At 69.8% G+C, this 18238-nt stretch carries 17 protein-coding genes; 12 read left to right on the plus strand and 5 right to left on the minus strand.

The features are described from left to right. The 4 genes from AC1DN2_RS00005 to AC1DN2_RS00020 form a co-directional block, all read right to left on the minus strand. Positions 1-1049 (minus strand): DUF222 domain-containing protein (locus AC1DN2_RS00005; RefSeq protein ID WP_476848745.1); only part of this gene is annotated, 1049 nt, incomplete at its 3' end. A gap of 166 nt (positions 1050-1215) precedes the next feature. Next, positions 1216-1518, minus strand: a complete 303-nt coding sequence (locus AC1DN2_RS00010; protein ID WP_476848746.1) for a hypothetical protein — start codon at positions 1516-1518, stop codon at positions 1216-1218. Between the two features lie 57 nt (positions 1519-1575). Next, positions 1576-1800, minus strand: coding sequence for a DUF3107 domain-containing protein (locus tag AC1DN2_RS00015; protein ID WP_028278253.1), 225 nt, complete (start codon positions 1798-1800; stop codon positions 1576-1578). A 61-nt stretch (positions 1801-1861) separates the two neighbouring features. Next, positions 1862-2509 (minus strand): TetR/AcrR family transcriptional regulator, encoded by a 648-nt coding sequence (locus tag AC1DN2_RS00020; RefSeq protein WP_476849005.1) that lies wholly within the window; start codon positions 2507-2509, stop codon positions 1862-1864. Positions 2510-2665: 156 nt separating this feature from the next. Here AC1DN2_RS00020 and moeB point away from each other — a divergent pair, with 156 nt between their 5' ends. Then, positions 2666-3889: a molybdopterin-synthase adenylyltransferase MoeB gene (moeB, locus tag AC1DN2_RS00025; protein ID WP_476848747.1), complete on the plus strand. Its 1224-nt coding sequence runs from the start codon at positions 2666-2668 to the stop codon at positions 3887-3889. A gap of 85 nt (positions 3890-3974) precedes the next feature. Continuing rightward, positions 3975-5060, plus strand: a complete 1086-nt coding sequence (locus AC1DN2_RS00030) for an SDR family NAD(P)-dependent oxidoreductase (protein WP_476848748.1) — start codon at positions 3975-3977, stop codon at positions 5058-5060. Positions 5061-5098: 38 nt separating this feature from the next. Here the strand turns inward: AC1DN2_RS00030 and AC1DN2_RS00035 are convergent, their stop codons facing one another. After that, the gene (locus tag AC1DN2_RS00035) at positions 5099-6493 is read right to left on the minus strand and encodes a glutamyl-tRNA reductase (RefSeq protein WP_476848749.1); all 1395 of its coding nucleotides are present in this window, start codon (positions 6491-6493) and stop codon (positions 5099-5101) included. A gap of 170 nt (positions 6494-6663) precedes the next feature. Here AC1DN2_RS00035 and hemE point away from each other — a divergent pair, with 170 nt between their 5' ends. The 10 genes from hemE (at position 6664) to hemL (ending at position 18192) form a co-directional block, all read left to right on the plus strand. Further along, on the plus strand, positions 6664-7821 hold the full coding sequence (gene hemE, locus AC1DN2_RS00040) for a uroporphyrinogen decarboxylase (protein WP_476848750.1): 1158 nt from the start codon (positions 6664-6666) through the stop codon (positions 7819-7821). A 4-nt stretch (positions 7822-7825) separates the two neighbouring features. Beyond that, the gene (locus tag AC1DN2_RS00045) at positions 7826-9352 is read left to right on the plus strand and encodes a protoporphyrinogen/coproporphyrinogen oxidase (RefSeq protein WP_476848751.1); all 1527 of its coding nucleotides are present in this window, start codon (positions 7826-7828) and stop codon (positions 9350-9352) included. A 295-nt stretch (positions 9353-9647) separates the two neighbouring features. Further along, entirely contained in the window at positions 9648-10505 is an 858-nt protein-coding gene (locus AC1DN2_RS00050) for a hypothetical protein (RefSeq protein ID WP_476848752.1), read from the plus strand. Positions 10506-10728: 223 nt separating this feature from the next. Further along, complete coding sequence (gene hemQ, locus AC1DN2_RS00055) at positions 10729-11475, plus strand: hydrogen peroxide-dependent heme synthase (RefSeq protein WP_028277195.1); 747 nt, start codon at positions 10729-10731, stop codon at positions 11473-11475. After that, positions 11472-12755 (plus strand): ferrochelatase, encoded by a 1284-nt coding sequence (locus tag AC1DN2_RS00060; RefSeq protein WP_476848753.1) that lies wholly within the window; start codon positions 11472-11474, stop codon positions 12753-12755. Before hemQ ends, AC1DN2_RS00060 begins: the two co-directional genes overlap by 4 nt. Continuing rightward, entirely contained in the window at positions 12752-13750 is a 999-nt protein-coding gene (gene hemC, locus AC1DN2_RS00065; protein WP_230010623.1) for a hydroxymethylbilane synthase, read from the plus strand. Before AC1DN2_RS00060 ends, hemC begins: the two co-directional genes overlap by 4 nt. Positions 13751-13769: 19 nt before the next feature. After that, the gene (locus tag AC1DN2_RS00070) at positions 13770-14738 is read left to right on the plus strand and encodes a uroporphyrinogen-III synthase (RefSeq protein ID WP_476848754.1); all 969 of its coding nucleotides are present in this window, start codon (positions 13770-13772) and stop codon (positions 14736-14738) included. Beyond that, the gene (gene hemB / locus AC1DN2_RS00075; protein ID WP_223913922.1) at positions 14735-15718 is read left to right on the plus strand and encodes a porphobilinogen synthase; all 984 of its coding nucleotides are present in this window, start codon (positions 14735-14737) and stop codon (positions 15716-15718) included. The genes AC1DN2_RS00070 and hemB overlap by 4 nt, the downstream gene beginning before the upstream one ends. Then, positions 15715-16815, plus strand: coding sequence for an LLM class flavin-dependent oxidoreductase (locus AC1DN2_RS00080; RefSeq protein WP_476848755.1), 1101 nt, complete (start codon positions 15715-15717; stop codon positions 16813-16815). The genes hemB and AC1DN2_RS00080 overlap by 4 nt, the downstream gene beginning before the upstream one ends. 45 nt (positions 16816-16860) lie before the next feature. After that, on the plus strand, positions 16861-18192 hold the full coding sequence (gene hemL / locus AC1DN2_RS00085; protein WP_476848756.1) for a glutamate-1-semialdehyde 2,1-aminomutase: 1332 nt from the start codon (positions 16861-16863) through the stop codon (positions 18190-18192). Positions 18193-18238: the final 46 nt, after the last annotated feature.

Raw genomic sequence — 18238 nt, forward strand, 5'->3', positions numbered from 1 at the left:
GGGCCGGTGCGGGGGTTGGTGGCGGTGTTCATCACGGTGATCAGGTGTTCGAACTGGTCCGTGGTGGCGAAGATTTCCAGGTGCTGCAGGCCGTGCCGGGGTTTGCGGAGGAAGGCGCCCTGGAGCTGGCGGAGCAGTTCCTCGGAGGGCTCGGCGCCGTCCTGGTCCAGCGCCTCCGTCCACCGGCGGGCGATCCGGGCCAGGAAGTCGGCGTCGTTCTCGGCCGCGGTGCGGGTCAGGGCGTGCTCCATCGCCGCCGCTGCCTCCGGGAGGCAGCTGTGCCGGACCCGGTCCAGGGCGAGCGTGATGACGGTCGCGGCCCGGGAGGCGACCTCGCCGGCCGCGACGGCGGCCCCGAGCTCCGGGTGCACGGGCGGGATGGGCCGGCCGGCGAGTCCCTGCCGGGGCAGCAGCGTGTCGGCCAAGCAGAGCCGGCGCCTGGCCTCCGCGGCGCTGATCCGCAGCCGCGCCCGCAGGAACTCCACCGTGTTCCGGTACCCGTCATCCAGCACCGATTCCGGCACCGCCGGCTCACCCGTTCCGGGGCTTCCGGCGGGAGCCGAGGACAAGGAGGTGCCGGCGGGAACCGCCCCAACAGACCTGCCGGCGGGAGCCGAGGAACGGGGCCCGCCGGCGGGAGCCGAGGCCAAGGAGGCGCCGGCGGGTTCCGCGGTTCCGGGTGCGCCGGTCTGCCACCCGCCGCCGCTCTCACGCCAGCCGGTGGTCCACCCGGTGACCGCCCCCGTTACCGCCCCCGCCGCGAACCCCGCGGCTGCGGACTGCTTCCTGGTCCGGTCCACGGCGGCCGCCGCGACGAGCTGCAGATACTCCACCGCGCGGGAGACTTCCTCCACGCCGCCGGCGAAGTCCGACGCGGCCCTGAAGCCCCACGACCCCGCATCCTCCACCGCCGTCGAACCCACCGCCCGCAGCGCGGCCAGGGCGGCGTCCATACCGGATTGCCCGACCGGGGCTGCACCCTGCTCCGTGCCCTCCGCCTCGTCCCCGCAGGCGGTGAAATCCCTGATGAAATCCCTGACGGCTTCCATGGCTCGAGTCTATTTGAGGGCTCCGACAAAAGTGATGGGCACAGTTCCGCCTCGGAATGACTCCGGTACGGCGCACTCGGCCGAACCCCAAATGAACTGTGACCACGCACCCCGTTGGGTGCGTGGTCACAGTTGCGCGCCGAAACAGCTGCGCGGGGCTAACGAACTAGAGCTTCAGGATGCCCGTGAGTCGCTCGGTGTCCTGCCGCGTCCGGGCCCTGCCGAGGTACACCACGGCCGCGATTGAGGCCGCAGTGCCCAGGACCATCGGCAGGATCCACGGGATCCAGGTCAGGCCCGGCTGGTAGCCGAATCCGGCCGCTATGAAGATGATCCAGCTGAGCATACCGACGGATGCAGCAACCCCCGCGGGGACGGCGACGCCGTACTTCTGGTGCCGCTTGTCGTTGGCCCACACCACGAAACCCGCAGCCACGGTCACCATGGCGACCACAATCAGGGAAAGCATTCAGGACACCTCACGATGTAGAAACTGCGATGAAGGACGGTCGTGGGAAGAACGGGGCTAGAGGGCACCGAAGCCGACGCGGCGGGCCTCTTCTGCGCCGATTTCCACGTAGCCCAGAACATTGGCGGGGACGATCACCAGGCGGCCTTTGTCGTCCGTCAGCCGCAGTTCGCTGCCCTTGGCGATCGCGTCGCCAACTACCTTGGCGACGGCTTCGGCATCCTGCGCCGATTCGAGGACAATTTCGCGGCCAATGTTTTGAATACCAATCTTTACTTCCACAGCAAGGCCTCCCAGCCAATCAACGTCCAAAAAATGTCTAAGGTCAATCTCTAGTTGTAGTCTAGGTCCCTTTGGGGAAGCGGGAGATTCCGCGCCAAGCTAAACGGTAGATGAGGTCGCTGGCTACATCGAGATCCAGATTCCCGTCCGTTTCCAGCCAATACCGTGCGCTCACGTGAGCCATGCCGGCGAGTCCGCGGCCCAGCAGCTGGGCCTCCAGCTCAGGCAGTTTGGTGTCCTCGGCGATGACATGAGCGACGGCGTCGGCAAAGGTCTTGTTGAACGTTTCCAGCCGCGCGCTGACGTCGGGATCGTTAATCAGATCCGACTCGAAGACGAGCCGGTGGGCCTGGTCGTCGTGCGCGATGAAGCGGAAATAGGCGCGCATGACGGCCTGGACGCGCTCGTCATTGTCGGTGGTGGAGTTCAGGGCGCCAAGCAGGAGGTCGGTCAGCTTGCTGAGGTGGCTGTCCAGCAGAGCCAGGTAGAGGTCCCGCTTGGAGGGGAAGTGCTGGTACAACACCGGCTTGCTGACGTGGGCGGTCTCGGCGATCTCGTCCATGGCGGCACCGTGGTAGCCGTTCGCCACGAAAACTTCCTGCGCGGCCGCCAGCAGCTGCGCCCGGCGTTCGTCGCGGGGGAGGCGGGCCGAGCGTTGTCCGCTCCGGGGCTGCCCTGCCGTCGGCTTGCCGGACTCGTCCCGCTCCAACGGTGCCTGATGAACCACTGTCGGCCTTCTTTCCCTTATTCACCCCATTGCGCGCAATGGCAATATTTTGCATTTTGTACTGAACTACCTTGCACTCAATTACACCTTACGCGCGGGTAATATGACCTGGTGGTATCTTCGGGCATAGATTGAAGTATGGCTTCCAAGTTCACCGCCGCCGGTGCCCCCGCAACCCCCCAGACGAAGCTGGATCCGCAGCCCGGACCGTTGGTCGACCCGGCTGCGGACCTCAGGCCGGACGAGGTGGAACGCTACTCGCGGCACCTGATCATTCCGGAGATCGGCGCGATCGGCCAGCGACGCCTCAAGAACGCGAAAGTCCTGGTGATCGGTGCCGGTGGCCTCGGCTCCCCGGCCCTGCTCTATCTCGCCGCCGCGGGGGTCGGCACCCTTGGCATCGTTGATGACGACGACGTCGACCTCAGCAACCTCCAACGCCAGATCATCCATGGTGTCGCGGATGTGGGCCGGCCGAAAATCGAGTCCGCCCGCGACGCCATTAAGGCCCTGAACCCGCTCGTGGACGTCCGGCTCCACAACGTCCGGCTCGACGCGTCCAACGCACTGGAGCTCTTTGCCGGCTACGACCTGATCCTCGACGGCGCCGACAACTTTGCCACGCGCTACCTCGTCAACGACGCCGCCGCCATCCTCGGCAAGCCCTACATTTGGGGATCGATTTTCCGTTTCGACGGCCAGGTCAGCGTCTTTTGGGAACAGTTCGGGCCCACCTACCGGGACCTCTACCCGGAGGCACCCCCGCCCGGATCCGTGCCGTCCTGCGGCGAAGGCGGCGTGTTCGGCATGCTGTGCGCCGCCGTCGGAGCGCTGATGGTGACCGAGGCGGTCAAACTGATCACCGGCGTCGGCCGGTCCCTGCTGGGCCGGCTGGCGCTCTATGACGCTCTGGGCGGCACCTGGCGCGAGATCAAGGTGACCAAGGACCCGGCGGCAGCACGAATCACCGAACTCACCGATTACGAGGCCTTCTGCGGGATCACTCCAACGGCGGATGCCGGTACCGAGCACACCGTGACGGCGACCCAGCTCGCCACCATGCTGGCCTCCCGCAAGGCCGGCCTCAAAGACTTCCACCTCGTGGACGTGCGGGAGCAGGGAGAATACGAAATCGTCCGCATTGAGGGGTCGGAGCTGATCCCGCAAGGCCGCATCCTTGCCGGCGAGGCGTGGCAGGAACTGCCCCAGGATGCCGAAATTGTCTTCCACTGCAAGGCCGGAACACGATCCGCCGCCATCCTGTCCGCAGCCCGCGCCGTCGGGTACGAGCGCGTCAGCCACCTCGAAGGCGGCATTCTCGCCTGGGTACGGGACGTGGAGCCCGGGAAACCGGTGTATTGAGCCGCGGCGGCCCATATGGCCAGCAAGGCCGCGATACCGCACAACATGCTCCGCCGAGCGGCGCCCTAAAACGAAAGGCCTGGTCATGAGCGAGGAAAATGTCGTGAGAGAGGAAGACGCCGTGAGCCAGGAAAATACAGTGACGTCCCAGCGCAAGATTGGCTCCGGGTTCGGCCGGGATTCGACGGCGGCCGACGTCATTGCCGGCATCGACCTGACCGGGAAGACCGCTATTGTCACGGGCGGCTACTCGGGGCTGGGCCTGGAGACCGTGCGGGCGCTGGCCTCCGCCGGCGCCACCGTCGTGGTGCCGGCCCGGCGGCCCGAGCATGCCCGCGACGTCCTGGCCGCGGCGGGGCTGACGCCGGCAACGGCTGGCGGCGGCGTCAGCGTTGCCGAACTGGAAGTTGCCGAATTGGACCTGGCGGACCAGGACAGTGTGAAGGAGTTCGCCGCCGGCTTCCTGGCCGGCCCGGCACCTGGCGCGGCGCTGGGCTCAGGCCGCAGCCTGGACATCCTCATCAACAACGCCGCCATCATGGCAAGTCCGGAGCAAAGGGTGGGACCCGGCTGGGAATCACAGTTCGCCACGAACCACCTCGGCCATTTTGCCTTGACCAACCTGCTGTGGCCGGCGCTTGCCGCGGCGCAGGGAGCCCGCGTGGTCTCGCTGTCCTCGACCGGCCACAAGCTCTCGGCCATTCGCTTCGATGACATCAATTTCGACGCCGGCTACGACAAATGGCGTGCCTACGGCCAGGCCAAGACGGCGAACGCGCTCTTCGCCGTCCAGCTCGATGCCCTGGGCCGGAACTTTGGCGTGCGCGCCTTCGCAGTACATCCCGGCGGGATCATGACGGAGCTGCAACGGCACCTGCCGCGGGAGGAGATGATCGCCGCGGGCTGGATGGACGAGCACGGCAAACTCGACCCGCGCTTCAAGACACCCGCGCAGGGCGCCGCCACCTCGGTCTGGGCCGCAACCGCGCCGGCGCTCGAAGGAATGGGCGGCGTCTACTGCGAGGACTGCGACATCGCCGAAGCCACGGTGCCGGGATCGCCCGAAGCCAGGATCAGGGGAGTGGATGCCCACGCGGTGGACCGGGAGGCGGCCACTAGGCTGTGGCAGGTGTCGGCCGAAATGACCGGGATCAACGCTTTCCCCGGATAATCCAGGGATAAACCGCGGCGCGGGAACGCGCGGGGCAGCTACGCGGTTTCGCGGATGTCGCCCGCGGCGGGGCCGGGGTCGCCGGGGTTGCGGGCACCGGGGTTGTGGACAGCGGCGTTGTGGTCCACGGGGCACGCGGCCCCGGAACCGGCGGCACCTGCAACCGTTGCGCCGGCGGTGGGCTCCACCGTGATGCCGTACAGCGCCTCAAGACCGGCAATGTAGGCGTCCTGCTGTCCGTTGGAGGCCAGTTCGCGGGCCCGGACGGTGGGGACGTGGAGAAGCTGTTTCACCATGCGGCGCAGGGCAAATTCGACTTCTTCGGCGGCGGCCGTGCAGCCGTGCCGGGCCCGGACCTTTTCCATTTCCGCATCCAGGACATTCATCGTGTGGCGGCGCAAGGCGACGATCGCCGAGTCGACGCTCCTGGCCTCGCGCTCCTGCTCGAAGGCGCTGGCCGCCCCGGCCACGATGCTGCTGGCCTGTTCGAGCGACTCGGCCTGTTCCTGCGGTGCGGCCAGCCGGACCGATTCCAGCGTAAGCAGTTCGACGCCGTCGAGGTCGCCGACAGCGGGGTCGAAGTCATGGGTCAAAGCGAGATCGATCGCGATCAGCGGCTGGGGCGAGTTCGCCCGGATCCGGGCGAGTTCGTCCGCTTCGACCCGGCTGTCGGAGCCGCTGCAGCCGATCATGACGTCGGCCCCGGCAACTGCGCCCGGAAGCGTGTCCTCGTTCAGTGCCGTGCCGCCCCGGGTGGCGACGAAGCTGGCGGCGCGGCCGGAGGAGGAATAGACAGAGACATCGGTGCAGCCACGTTCACGCAGCAGGGACATGGTGGCACCGGCATAGGCGCCGGTCCCGAAGACGACGGCTTTCTTGGCGGACCAGTCCGGGTTTTCCGACAGGTCAGTGGCGAGGTCCAGTGCCACGGAGACGATGGAGAGCCCGCGCGAACCCAACGCCGTCTGGGCGCCGACGTCCTTGGCTGTCTTGGACGCGGCCTGGAACAGCCGGACCAGGCCGGAGCTGGCGGTGCCCTCGTGCTGGGCCGTGATCAAGGCGCGGCGGACCTGCCCGGCAATTTCCCGTTCGCCCACCACGGCGGAGTCCAGACCGGAGCTGACCGAGAAGAGGTGCTGGCTGACCTCGGCGCCGGTGCGGGTGCTGAAGGCGCGGGAGACGAGCTGATCGTTGAGTCCGCTGGCGCCGCTGATGTGGGTGATGAGGGCCGCCCGGGCCGCGGCGACGGCGTCCGGATGGGGGGCTTCACCGTAGATTTCAAGGCGGTTGCAGGTGGCAAGGACAACGGCACCCGCCACGGCCGGCGATCCGGCGAGGGCGGATGTGGCGATCCCTGAAGCACCGGTGCTCAACTGAGCAACGGTTTCGAGGTCGATGTCGGCGTGTGTAGCCACCAATGAAAAAAGAACCACAGCATCACCATCATAGCTTTTTCGCGCCCGTGTAGAACAACTGTCCGGGCGTGGGCTCAGGCACCCTGGCCTGTGATTCCCGCCACGACGCGGCACTCGGGGCCGGTGTCAGAGCCGGCGTGACAGGCTGTCGTTATCTTTTAGGCACAAATTTGGGCACAATCGAAGTCATGACTCCAAGCGCTGCGGCACGTGCCGGCACGACCACATTCAGTACGTCCGACAACGGCGCAGCCGGCAATGCAGCCATTGACGGCGCCGCCCGCGGCCTCGATGCCGGCCACCCGCTGATGGACGGCCGCACCGCGGATTCGCCGCTGATCACCGCCTACCGCGGCGGCAAGCCCTCCCGCCGTCCCGTCTGGTTCATGCGCCAGGCCGGCCGCTCACTGCCCGAATATCTCAAGGTCCGTGAGGGCGTCGCGATGCTGGACTCGTGCCTGCGCCCCGAGCTCGCTTCCGAGATCACCCTGCAGCCGGTCCGCCGCCACGACGTCGATGCCGCCATCTTCTTCTCGGACATTGTCATCCCGCTCAAGCTGGCCGGCGTCGGAGTGGACATCGTGCCCGGCGTCGGACCCGTCCTGGACAAACCGGTCCGCACGGCCGCGGACGTTGCCGCCCTGCCGCAGCTGACCTGGGAGGCCTTGGAGCCCATCCGCGAAGCCGTCCGGCTCACGGTGGCCGAGCTCGGCAGCACCCCGCTGATCGGCTTCGCCGGTGCGCCCTTTACCCTCGCCGCGTACATGGTGGAAGGCAAGCCTTCCCGAGACCACCTCGGCCCGCGCACCATGATGCACGCCGACCCCGAAACCTGGACTGCCCTGGCCAACTGGGCCGCCGATGCCTCGGGGATGTTCCTCCGCGCACAGCTGGAAGCCGGCGCCTCCGCCGGCCAGCTCTTCGACTCCTGGGCCGGTTCGCTGGGACTGGCCGACTACCAGCGCTTCGTTGCGCCGGCGTCGTCCCGTGCCCTGGACCATGTCCGGCACCTGGGCGCACCCCTGATCCACTTCGGCACCGGCACCTCGGAACTGCTCGTCGCGATGCGCGACGTCGGCGTTGACGTCGTGGGGGTCGACTACCGGCTGCCGCTGGACGAAGCCAACCGCCGCCTCGGCGGCACCGTCCCGCTGCAGGGCAACATCGACCCGGCACTGCTTTCGGCACCGTGGGAAGTCCTCGAAGCCCACGTCCGAGAGGTGATCGCGGCCGGCTCCGCGGCGCCCGGGCACGTCCTGAACCTCGGCCACGGCGTGCCGCCGGAGACGGACCCTGAGGTGCTCACGCGCGTCGTCGAACTCATCCACTCCATCGCTCCGGAGTAGGGGCGTGGACGCAGGCGCCGCCGGGACTCCCGTGGAAGGTACCGCCGTCGTGATCGGGGGCGGGATTTCCGGACTGCTTGCGGCACGGGAATTCGCCCGGGCCGGGGTCCGCACCACCGTCCTGGAGGCCGGCGAGGCCTGGGGCGGCTGCGTCGGCAGCCATGTCGTGGCCGGACTGACCCTGGACAGCGGCGCGGAGTCTTTCGCCACCCGCACCGCCGCCGTAGCCGATCTCGCCGCGGAGCTGGGGCTGGCCGGCCAGATCGTCGCGCCGAACCCCGGCGGGGCCTGGGTCCAGTTGCCTGACGGCCCCCGGGAACTGCCTAGGACCGGTGTGCTGGGCATCCCGGCGAGCCCGTGGGATCCGGAAGTCCGCCGGTCGTTGGGCCTGCTGGGATCCCTCCGCGCCTCCGTGGACGCCGTGCTGCCGGCCTCGCTGGGCACCGCTGCCGGGGCAACGAGCGTGTCAGCCCTTGTCCGCCGGCGGATGGGCAGGCGGGTCCTGGACCGGCTCGTCGCACCGGTGGTCGGCGGCGTCCACTCGGCCGACCCTTCAGTGCTCGACGTCGACATGGTGGCCCCCGGTCTGCGGGCCGGCATCCGCCAGCACGGTTCCCTCGCCGCCGCCGTCGCGGCCCAGCGCAGGGGAGCGGCGGCCGCCACGGGCAGACCCCCCGGACCAGCCGGACCGTCCGGAACAGGCCAGGCCGGCGGGCTCCAGAAGGCCGGTTCCGCCGTCGCCGGGCTGCGCGGCGGCATGCACACCCTCGTCGCCGCCCTGCTGGCCGATCTGCGTCAGCGCGGAGTCACCCTGCTGCCCGGCACCGCGGCCCGGTCAGTGCGGCGCACAGCCGACGGCTGGCGCGTGGCCACGGACCAGGCCACTTTCGACGCCGGGCTCCTCGCGGTTGCGGTCGAGGGTCCCGCCGCCGTCGGGCTGCTTGAGGAGTCCCTGCCGGAACTTGCCGGCCACCGCCCCGATGCCGGACCCGACGTCAGCCTTGTCACGCTCGTGGTGGACCTCACGGCCCTTGACGCGGCGCCACGCGGCACCGGCGTGCTTGTTGCGCCGCAGAGCCCGGGTGTGCAGGCCAAGGCGCTGACGCACGCCACCGCCAAATGGGCGTGGCTGGCGGAGCAGGCAGGCCCGGGACGGCATGTGCTCCGGCTCTCCTACGGGCGGAGTGCAGCTCCAGAGGCTGTTACTCCCCGGGCATTGCCCGAGCCCCGCGGCGGCGGACTGGCCGCGGCGCCGCGCTCCGACGATGAACTTTTCCGCGCAGCCCTGGCTGATGCGTCGGCCCTGCTGGCGGTGCCAGTCGGCGCCGGGGACGTGGCCGATTGGGACGTGGTCCGCTGGGCCGGCGCGCTGCCGTTTGCGTCCCTGGGCCACAGGCAGCGCGTCGCGGCCGTCCGGAGCGTCTGTGCCGCGGACGGCACGCTTGCCGTGGTGGGCGGCTGGCTGTCCGGCAATGGCCTGGCAGCGATCGTGGCCGACACCCCGCAGCAGGTCCGCGCCCTGTTGTCCTGAACGTTGTCCTCAACGTGGCTGCGCTGAACGTGGCTGCGCTGAACGTGGCTGCGCTGAACGTGGCTGCGCTGAATGTGGTTGCCTCAATGTGCCTGCGCTTAATTCGGTGACCCTGAATTCGGTGACCCTGAATGTGGCTGTTCCGAACGAGGTTTCCGAGTCCCAAGCACAACTTCAGTCACAAGAATCACAGCGGTTCCAAAGGCACCCTGAACCCCTCCGGTCACGGCGGTTTCGTGCCGGAAATTCGCGGTTTTTGCAAGTTTTTCCTGCTGGTCGATTCCGGCTAGGCTCGATGACCATGTTTATTTTCAGGTCCAAGGTGTCAACAACGAAGACCGGCCGCCATCGGGGCCTTCGAAGCGGCGCGGCGGCGGTCGCGCTCGGGGCCGTACTGGCTGGCACCGCCGGGGCTCCTGCCTCGCAGGCGGCCGCAGGGTTGTCCGCGGCGGCGTCCACCGCACCGTCCGCGCAGGGTTCGCTGACCCTCGGCCTCGGCGACGTGCTGGACAGCCTGCTGGGTTCCTCGACGACGCCGAGCCCCTCGCCGTCCGCCGGCTCGGGCGAGTCCTCCCCGTCGCCGTCGCACGGCAGCAGCCCGGAGCCCAGCGACCCCGAGCCCAGCGACCCGGAACCCAGCGACCCCGAGCCCAGCAATCCCGAACCCACGGCCCCGCGCACCAGTACTCCACCGGCGTCGAGCACCCCGCCCGCGAAGGTTGCGCCGCCCGGCGGGCCGCAGGACCCCGCCGCGCCGCCCGCCGCCCCGGCTCCGGGAGCTCCCGCCGCAGGCGGATCCGCCGGGTCTGCTCCCACCGGACAGGCCCCCGGCTGGCCGGCACCGGGCAGCGCGGCCGCCGACCCGGCCGCCGATCCACAGTCCGGCACCGCGGTGCCGGCCGCGGGCAACGGTGCCGGCGCGCAGGCGTCGGCCTCGAAGTCGGCCACACCGCACCCGTCCCCAGCGGGTTCAAACACAGCCGGCTGGACCCAGGCGCCGGCTCCGGCCAAGGGCCACTCCGGCAACTCCTCCCTCGAGGCAACCTCGACGTTGGAACCGGCTGGCCTGTCCCCGCTGGTCGGCTGGGGCATCGGCCTGGTGGCGCTCTCGCTCGGCGCCGGCGCCGCGGTCCTCCGGATGCGCCGGAGCTGAGAGGACCCGCCTCCCGCGGACGCACCCCCTCCCGCAGACCCGCCTCCCGCGGACGCACCCCCTCCCGCAGACCCGCCTCCCGCGGACGCGCCCCCTCCCGCAGACCCGCCTCCCGCGGATGCGCCCCCACCTCCCGCGCCCCGCATGTGAAATAAAGCACTTCTACGCGCTGTAGAAGTGCTTTTTTTCGACTTAGCTGGGGAGAGGAGGCAGACTGGTATGCATGAGCCACACTTCTGCCGAATCTGTCACTAAAACCGGAATGTCAGCCCCCGGAGAATCAGTCGCCGGGGCATCGGCGCCCGAAGATTCAACTGAGCAGTTCTTCACCCTTTGGACCGTATTCAAGCGGTCAGCGGACATCCTGCGCGGCGCCGATGCCGCTGAGGACTTCGAGGCCCTGATGAAAAGCCTCGCCGACGCCGGAGTTGTCCACCGCGGCAGCTACGACGTCTCGGCGATGCGGGCCGACGCGGACATTATGGTCTGGTTGCACGGTCCCCGGCCGGAAGCGCTGCAGCGGGCAGTGCGGGACATCCGGCGCAGCAAGCTGTTCGCCGGCACCGAGATCGTCTGGTCCGCCATGGGCGTGCACCGGGAGGCCGAGTTCGCCAAGAACCACACCCCGGCGTTTTCCCGCGGCGTGGAACCGGCGGAATGGCTCTGTGTCTACCCCTTCGTCCGCTCCTACGAGTGGTACCTGCTCCCGGACGCCGAGCGCGGCGCCATGCTCCGCGACCACGGCATGCTGGGCCGCGATTTCCCCCAGGTCATCTCCAACACCGTCTCCTCCTTCGCCCTCGGCGACTGGGAATGGATCCTCGGACTGGAAGCCCCCGAGCTCGTGGACCTCGTGGACCTGATGCGCCACCTGCGCGCCACCGAAGCACGGCACCACGTCCGCGAGGAAATCCCCTTCTACACCGGCCGCCGCGTCACCGCCGCCGAGATTGCCGAGGTCCTGGCATGAGCCCGCTCGATCCGCAGGAATCCGCCGCCCCGGTAACCGCCGTGAACACCGTCACCGAGGCCGGCCGGATGGCCCCCAAGGAGTACGACGCAGTGCTCCTCGCCTCCTTCGGCGGACCCGAAGGCCAGGAGGACGTCATCCCGTTCCTCCGCAACGTCACCCGCGGCCGCGGCATCCCCGACGAACGGCTCGAAGAGGTCTCGCACCACTACCGCGCCAACGGCGGCATCAGCCCCATCAACGGACAGAACCGTCAGCTCAAGGCCGGCATCGAGGCCGAACTTGCAGCCCGCGGCATCGCGCTGCCGGTGTTCTGGGGCAACCGCAACTGGGACCCGTACATCCCGCAGACCCTGCAGGAGATCTACGACGCCGGCCACCGCAAGGTGCTCATGCTCACCACGAGCGCCTACTCCTGTTACTCCAGCTGCCGCCAGTACCGCGAGGACATCGGCATGGCGCTGACCGAAACCGGGCTCGACGGCAAGCTCGAGGTCGACAAGGTGCGCCAGTACTTCGACCACCCCGGGTTCGTGGAGCCCTTCATCGAGGGCACCGCCGCCGGCCTCGCCGACGTCCGTGCCCAGCTGGCCGCCGCCGGCACCCCGGACGCCCCCGTGCACATCCTGTTCGCGACGCACTCCATCCCGACCCGCGATGCCGAGGCCGCCGGCCGGTCCGAGGGCGAGCCGCGCACTTTTGAGGAAGACTCCGCCTACGCCGCACAGCACCTGGCCTCCGGCACCGAGGTCATCCGCCGGGTGGAAGACGCGACCGGCCTGACCGCACCCTGGTCCCTCGTCTACCAGTCCCGCTCCGGCGCCCCGCACGTGCCGTGGCTCGAACCGGACATCAACGACGCCATCGAGGAGCTCGCAGGCCAGGGCGTCAAGGGCATCGTGATTGTGCCGCTGGGCTTTGTCAGCGACCACATGGAAGTGGTCTGGGATCTGGACACCGAGGCGCTTGAGACCTGCGCCCGGCTGGAACTGGCCGCAACCCGCGTCCCCACGCCCGGAACGCACCGCAAGTTTGTCGCCGGACTTGTGGACCTCATCTGCGAGCGGACCGTCGCGAACAACATCGCCGAGCGGCCGCACCTGACCAAGCTCGGCCCCTGGTACGACGTCTGCCGTCCCGGCTGCTGCGCTAACTTCCGCGGCGAAAAGCCCACCATCGCCGGAGCCGACACCACCGTCGGGACCGGACACGATCCCTACCCGGCCGCACCTGTGGCTTCGGGCACGGCTGCTGCGGCGGCGGGCCAGGGAACCGCATGAGCGTCCGGATCGGCACGCGCGCCAGCAAACTCGCCCTGACCCAGACCCAGCAGACCGCGGACCAGCTGGCCGCCGTCGGCGGGTTCCCCGTGGAGCTGGTCCATATCCGGACCGACGGCGACGTCCTCAAAGGCTCGCTGTCCCAGATGGGCGGTACCGGCGTCTTCGTCGCCGCGCTCCGCGACGCCCTGTTGCAGGACGTCTGCGATATCGCCGTGCATTCGCTCAAGGACCTCCCGACCGGTCCGGCCCTCGGCCTGAGCCTCGCGGCCACACCCCAACGCGTCGACGTCCGGGACGTGCTGTGCGCCCGCGACGGGCTGAAGCTCGCCGACCTGCCGAGCGGCGCGAGCGTCGGCACCGGCTCCCCGCGCCGCGCGGCCCAGCTCCGCGCCGTGCGTCCGGACCTGGACATCCGCGACATCCGCGGGAACGTGGACACCCGGCTGGGACGCGTCCCCGGGCTGTCGGGCAACACGAACGACGCCGTCGTTGACGGCAAGTCAAACGACCTCGACGCCGTCGTGCTCGCAGCTGCCGGACTGCACCGGATCGGCCGGCTCGACGCGGTCAGCGAATACCTTGAGACGGACATCATGCTGCCGGCCGCCGGGCAGGGTGCCCTGGCGATCGAATGCCGCACCGCCGACGCTCCCCGCCGGGCCGGGTCCACGGAAGGCTCCCAGGGCGTGCTGGCGCAGGCCCTCGCGGCCCTCGATGATCCGGACACCCGGCTCGCCGTCACGGCCGAACGGGCTTTGCTGGCCCGGCTGGAGGCCGGATGCGCCGCCCCGGTGGGCGCCTACGCCTACCGCAAAGGCAGCATGCTGCACCTCGAGGCGGTGGTCTGCGCCGTCGACGGCACGGCAACCGTCCGCGACAAGAAAGCCACCGACGGCCTCACCGAGGTCGGGGCAACGCTGCTCGGGATCGAGCTGGCGGAAGTCCTGCTGGCCCGCGGCGCCGCGGACATCGCGGACCTGGCAGCTTCCTGAACCGCGGATCCACCACTTCATGGCACGGCACAGCGACCGCAACCACACGGGCGGCCCAACCGGCATGAGGGTGCCGGAGGGCGCCCGCGTGCTGGTTGCCCGCAGCCCGGACCGCGCGGGGGAACTCGTCACGGCCCTCCGCCGTGTCGGCGCCGAGCCGTTGCTGCTCCCGCTGATTGACTTTGAGCAGGCCAGCGACCAGCACTCCCTCGACGTCGCCTTCGACGCCCTCGGCGCCGGGGCCTACACGTGGCTCGTGATCAGCAGCGTGACCACAGTCCAGGCACTTGAGGCGAAAGCCGCGGAACGCGGCGCCTCCCTCAGCAGCTGGCTGCCCGGCAGCATCCTCGTGGCCACGATCGGCCCGGCGACCCGCCGTGAGCTGGAGTCCCGGGGCATCAGCGTCGACCTTGCACCCGCGGGCCAGCAATCCGGCACGGGCCTGCTCGACATCTGGCCCGCGAACCAGGGCAGCGTGCTCCTGCCCCAGACGGACATAGCGGACCCGCGGCTCCGCAAGGGCCTCGAGGCCCGCGGTGCGGCCGTCCAGGCCGTCACCGCGTACAACACCGTCGACTATCCTGCCGATCCGCGCCGGGCCCTGCCCGCATTCCCGCCGGCCCCGCCACAGGCGACCTTGTCGCAGGGGATCAGTCCGGCCGGGCAGGACGCGCCGCCGCCCACCGTGCTCACCACGGCCGAGGCGAAAGCCGAAATCGGGGCCGGCCGGCTGCACGCCGTCGTCGCCGCCTCCCCGAGCGCCGCCCGCCGCATCCACGCGGACCTCGGCCCGCTGGGCACCTGCCGTTTCGTCGCCATCGGACGCTCGACGGCGGCCGAGGCGGCCTCCCTCGGACTCAGCGTCGACGCCGTCGCCGAAGAGCCGACGGCGTCCGGCCTGGTTGCCGCCGTCGTGCGGTCCTTTGACCACCAGCAGCCCCCATCGCCTCCGTCAGCCGCAGAGCCCTCAGCAAAGGACACCATATGAGCTTCCCGACCCACCGCCCCCGCCGGCTCCGCACCACCCCGGCCATGCGCCGGCTGACGGCCGAACACCGGCTCTCAGCCTCGGAGCTCATCCTGCCGGCCTTCATCCGCGAAGGCCTGAGTGAGCCCAACCCGATCGCCTCGATGCCCGGCGTGCAGCAGCACACCACCGATTCGCTCAGGCGTGCCGCGGCCGAGGCTGTCCAGCTGGGCGTCGGCGGCATCATGCTGTTCGGCGTCCCCGCCGTCCGGGACGCGCGCGGGACGGCGTCGCTGGACCCCGACGGCGTGCTGAACAAGGCCATCCGGGACGTCCGCGCCGAGGTCGGCGACGACCTCGTGGTCATGAGCGACGTGTGCCTCGACGAATTCACCGACCACGGCCACTGCGGTGTCCTGGACGCCAACGGCTACGTCGACAACGATGCCACCCTGGAAATCTACGGCCAGATGGCGGTTGCCCAGGCCGACGCCGGCGCCCACGTCCTGGGCCCGTCCGGCATGATGGACGGCCAGGTCGCCGTGATCCGGCAGGCCCTGGAGGACGCCGGGCACGCCAACACCGCGATCGTGGCCTACGCCGCGAAATATGCCTCCGCGTTCTACGGCCCGTTCCGCGAGGCCGTCGACTCACAGCTGACCGGCGACCGCCGCACCTACCAGATGGACGCCGCCAACCGCCGGGAGGCCATCCTCGAGGTGGACCTGGACCTGGCCGAAGGCGCCGACATGGTCATGGTGAAGCCTGCCATGAGCTACCTGGACATCCTCGCCGACGTCGCCGCCATGAGCCCGGTCCCCGTGGCCGCCTACCAGATTTCCGGCGAGTACTCGATGATCGAGGCCGCCGCCGCAAACGGCTGGATCGACCGCCGGGCCGCCATCACCGAGTCCGTCCTGGGCATCAAACGCGCCGGCGCCAACATGGTGCTGACCTACTGGGCGAGCGAGCTCGCCGGCTGGCTCAAGGAAACCCGATGAACACGGCCCCCGAATCCGCGGACGCCCCGCTCAATTCCACGCCCACCGCGCCGGTGGGGCCCAACCGCATCCTCCTGGGCCTGAACACCTTCGGCGACGTCGGGGTCTTCCCGGACGGCCATCCCGTCCCGCACGCCCAGGTGCTGCGCCAGCTCCTGGAACAGGCCGAACTCGCGGACCAGATCGGCCTGCACGCCTTCGCGGTGGGGGAGCACCACCGCCGCGACTTCGCTGTCTCCGCCCCGGAGGTATTCCTGGCCGCGGCGGCTGCCCGCACCAAGAACATCCGGCTCGGCTCGGCCGTGACAGTGCTCAGCTCCGATGACCCGATACGGGTGTTCCAGCGCTTCGCCACCGTGGACGCCATCTCCGGCGGCCGGGCAGAGGTCATGCTGGGCCGCGGGTCCTTCATCGAGTCTTTCCCGCTGTTCGGCCTGGACCTGGCGGACTACGAGGTCCTGTTCGAGGAAAAGCTCGAGCTCTTCGACAAGGTCCGGGCGCAGAAACCGGTCCACTGGGAGGGACGCACCCGGCCGGCCATCAGCGGCCTGAGCGTCTACCCGCCGCTGGAACACCACCTCCTGCCGACCTGGATCGGCGTCGGCGGCACGCCCGAGTCGGTGCTGCGCTGCGCCGAGTACGGCTACCCGATCATTTTCGCGATCATTGGCGGCCAGCCGCGGTCCTTCGCGCCCCTGGCCAACCTCTACCGTGAGGCCATGGCCAAGTACGGGCACCCGATGCAGCAGATGGCCACGCATTCGCCCGGCCACGTTGCCGCCACGGATGAGGACGCCCGCGAGGAGTTCTTCCCGCACTGGCTACAGCAGCGGAACCGGATCGGGGCCGAACGCGGCTGGGGCCCCGCCAGCCGGGGCGAGTTCGACGCGATGTGTACGCCCGAGGGAGCCCTCTATGTCGGGTCGCCGGAAACCGTGGCCGCGAAGATTGCCCTGCTCAAAAAGAACCTGGGCGTGGACCGCTTTGACCTCAAGTACAGCAACGGCACCCTGCCGCACACGGCCATGATGCGCTCCATTGAGCTGTTCGGCACCGAAGTGGCGCCCCGCGTGGCCGCGTTGCTTAGCGCCAACTGAACTGGCCGCGAACAGACCTCGCCGCGAACTGAAAGAATAGAAACCATGACTTCCAGCATGCCTCGCAACGAGGAACTCTTTGACCGTGCCCGCCAGCTGATGCCGGGCGGCGTGAACTCGCCCGTGCGCGCCTTCGGCTCCGTGGGCGGGACGCCGCGGTTCATGGTGTCCGCCAAGGGTGCCTACCTGACCGACGCCGACGGTGCCGACTACGTCGACCTCGTCTGCTCCTGGGGCCCGGCGCTGCTGGGGCACGCCCACCCGGAGGTCCTGGCGGCCGTGCACGCCGCCGTCGACCGCGGTCTCTCCTTCGGTGCCTCCACGCCGGACGAGGCCAACCTTGCCGCAATCGTCAAGGAGCGCGTCCCGGCCGCCGAGCGCGTCCGGATGGTCTCCACCGGCACCGAGGCGACCATGACGGCCGTCCGGCTCGCCCGCGGCTTCACCGGCCGCAATCTGATCATCAAGTTCGCCGGCTGCTACCACGGCCACCTCGACGGCCTCCTCGCCGCCGCAGGCTCCGGCCTGGCGACCCTCGCGCTGCCCGGCTCCGCCGGGGTCACCGCCGCGACCGCCGCCGAGACGCTCGTGCTGCCCTACAACGACCTCGGCGCCGTCGAAGCCGCCTTCGCCAAGCACGGTGACAGCATTGCCGCCGTCATCACCGAAGCCGCTCCCGCCAACATGGGCGTGGTCGCCCCCGGCGACGGCTTCAACGCCGGCCTCTCCCGGATTACCCGCGAACACGGTGCTCTGCTGATCCTCGACGAGGTCCTGACCGGCTTCCGCACCGGCTACTCCGGCTACTGGGGCCTCACCGGCGGCGCCGCCGGTGCCGCCCAGCCGTGGACCCCGGACCTGCTGACATTTGGGAAGGTGATTGGCGGCGGCATGCCGACGGCGGCTCTCGCCGGACGCGCGGAGGTCATGGACTACCTGGCGCCGCTGGGCCCGGTCTACCAGGCCGGGACTCTGAGCGGTAACCCGGTGGCCATGGCCGCCGGGGTCGCGACCCTCACGCACGCCACCCCCGAGGTCTATTCGTTCGTGGATGCCCGCTCGCTGGAACTCTCCGCGGCGCTGTCCTCCGCACTCGATGCGGCCGGCGTGGACCACTCCATCCAGCGCGCAGGCAACCTGTTCTCCGTGGCCTTCGGCACGGGCGCCCGGGGTGTCCACAACTACGAGGACGCCCAGGGCCAGGAAGTGTACCGCTACGCCCCGTTCTTCCACTCCATGCTGGACTCCGGCGTCTACCTGCCGCCGTCGGTCTTCGAGGCCTGGTTCCTCTCCGCCGCGCACGACGACGCCGCGATGAACCGGATCTTCGACGCCCTGCCGGCAGCGGCTAAGGCGGCGGCCGGCGCCAAGCCGTAGCCTCAGCCCTTAAATGACTGATGGCACCCGCCGCTGCGGGTGCCAT

The sequence above is a fragment of the Arthrobacter sp. 01L42 genome (genome assembly GCF_056400005.1).

What these genes read in the sequence shown, in the direction of transcription:
- AC1DN2_RS00010 (WP_476848746.1), bottom strand. Translation starts at nt 1,518, where the DNA reads ATGCTTTCCCTGATTGTGGTCGCCATGGTGACCGTGGCTGCGGGTTTC.
- moeB (WP_476848747.1), top strand. Translation starts at nt 2,666, where the DNA reads ATGGCTTCCAAGTTCACCGCCGCCGGTGCCCCCGCAACCCCCCAGACG.
- AC1DN2_RS00030 (WP_476848748.1), top strand. Translation starts at nt 3,975, where the DNA reads ATGAGCGAGGAAAATGTCGTGAGAGAGGAAGACGCCGTGAGCCAGGAA.
- hemE (WP_476848750.1), top strand. Translation starts at nt 6,664, where the DNA reads ATGACTCCAAGCGCTGCGGCACGTGCCGGCACGACCACATTCAGTACG.
- AC1DN2_RS00050 (WP_476848752.1), top strand. Translation starts at nt 9,648, where the DNA reads ATGACCATGTTTATTTTCAGGTCCAAGGTGTCAACAACGAAGACCGGC.
- hemQ (WP_028277195.1), top strand. Translation starts at nt 10,729, where the DNA reads ATGAGCCACACTTCTGCCGAATCTGTCACTAAAACCGGAATGTCAGCC.
- AC1DN2_RS00060 (WP_476848753.1), top strand. Translation starts at nt 11,472, where the DNA reads ATGAGCCCGCTCGATCCGCAGGAATCCGCCGCCCCGGTAACCGCCGTG.
- hemC (WP_230010623.1), top strand. Translation starts at nt 12,752, where the DNA reads ATGAGCGTCCGGATCGGCACGCGCGCCAGCAAACTCGCCCTGACCCAG.
- AC1DN2_RS00070 (WP_476848754.1), top strand. Translation starts at nt 13,770, where the DNA reads ATGGCACGGCACAGCGACCGCAACCACACGGGCGGCCCAACCGGCATG.
- hemB (WP_223913922.1), top strand. Translation starts at nt 14,735, where the DNA reads ATGAGCTTCCCGACCCACCGCCCCCGCCGGCTCCGCACCACCCCGGCC.
- AC1DN2_RS00080 (WP_476848755.1), top strand. Translation starts at nt 15,715, where the DNA reads ATGAACACGGCCCCCGAATCCGCGGACGCCCCGCTCAATTCCACGCCC.
- hemL (WP_476848756.1), top strand. Translation starts at nt 16,861, where the DNA reads ATGACTTCCAGCATGCCTCGCAACGAGGAACTCTTTGACCGTGCCCGC.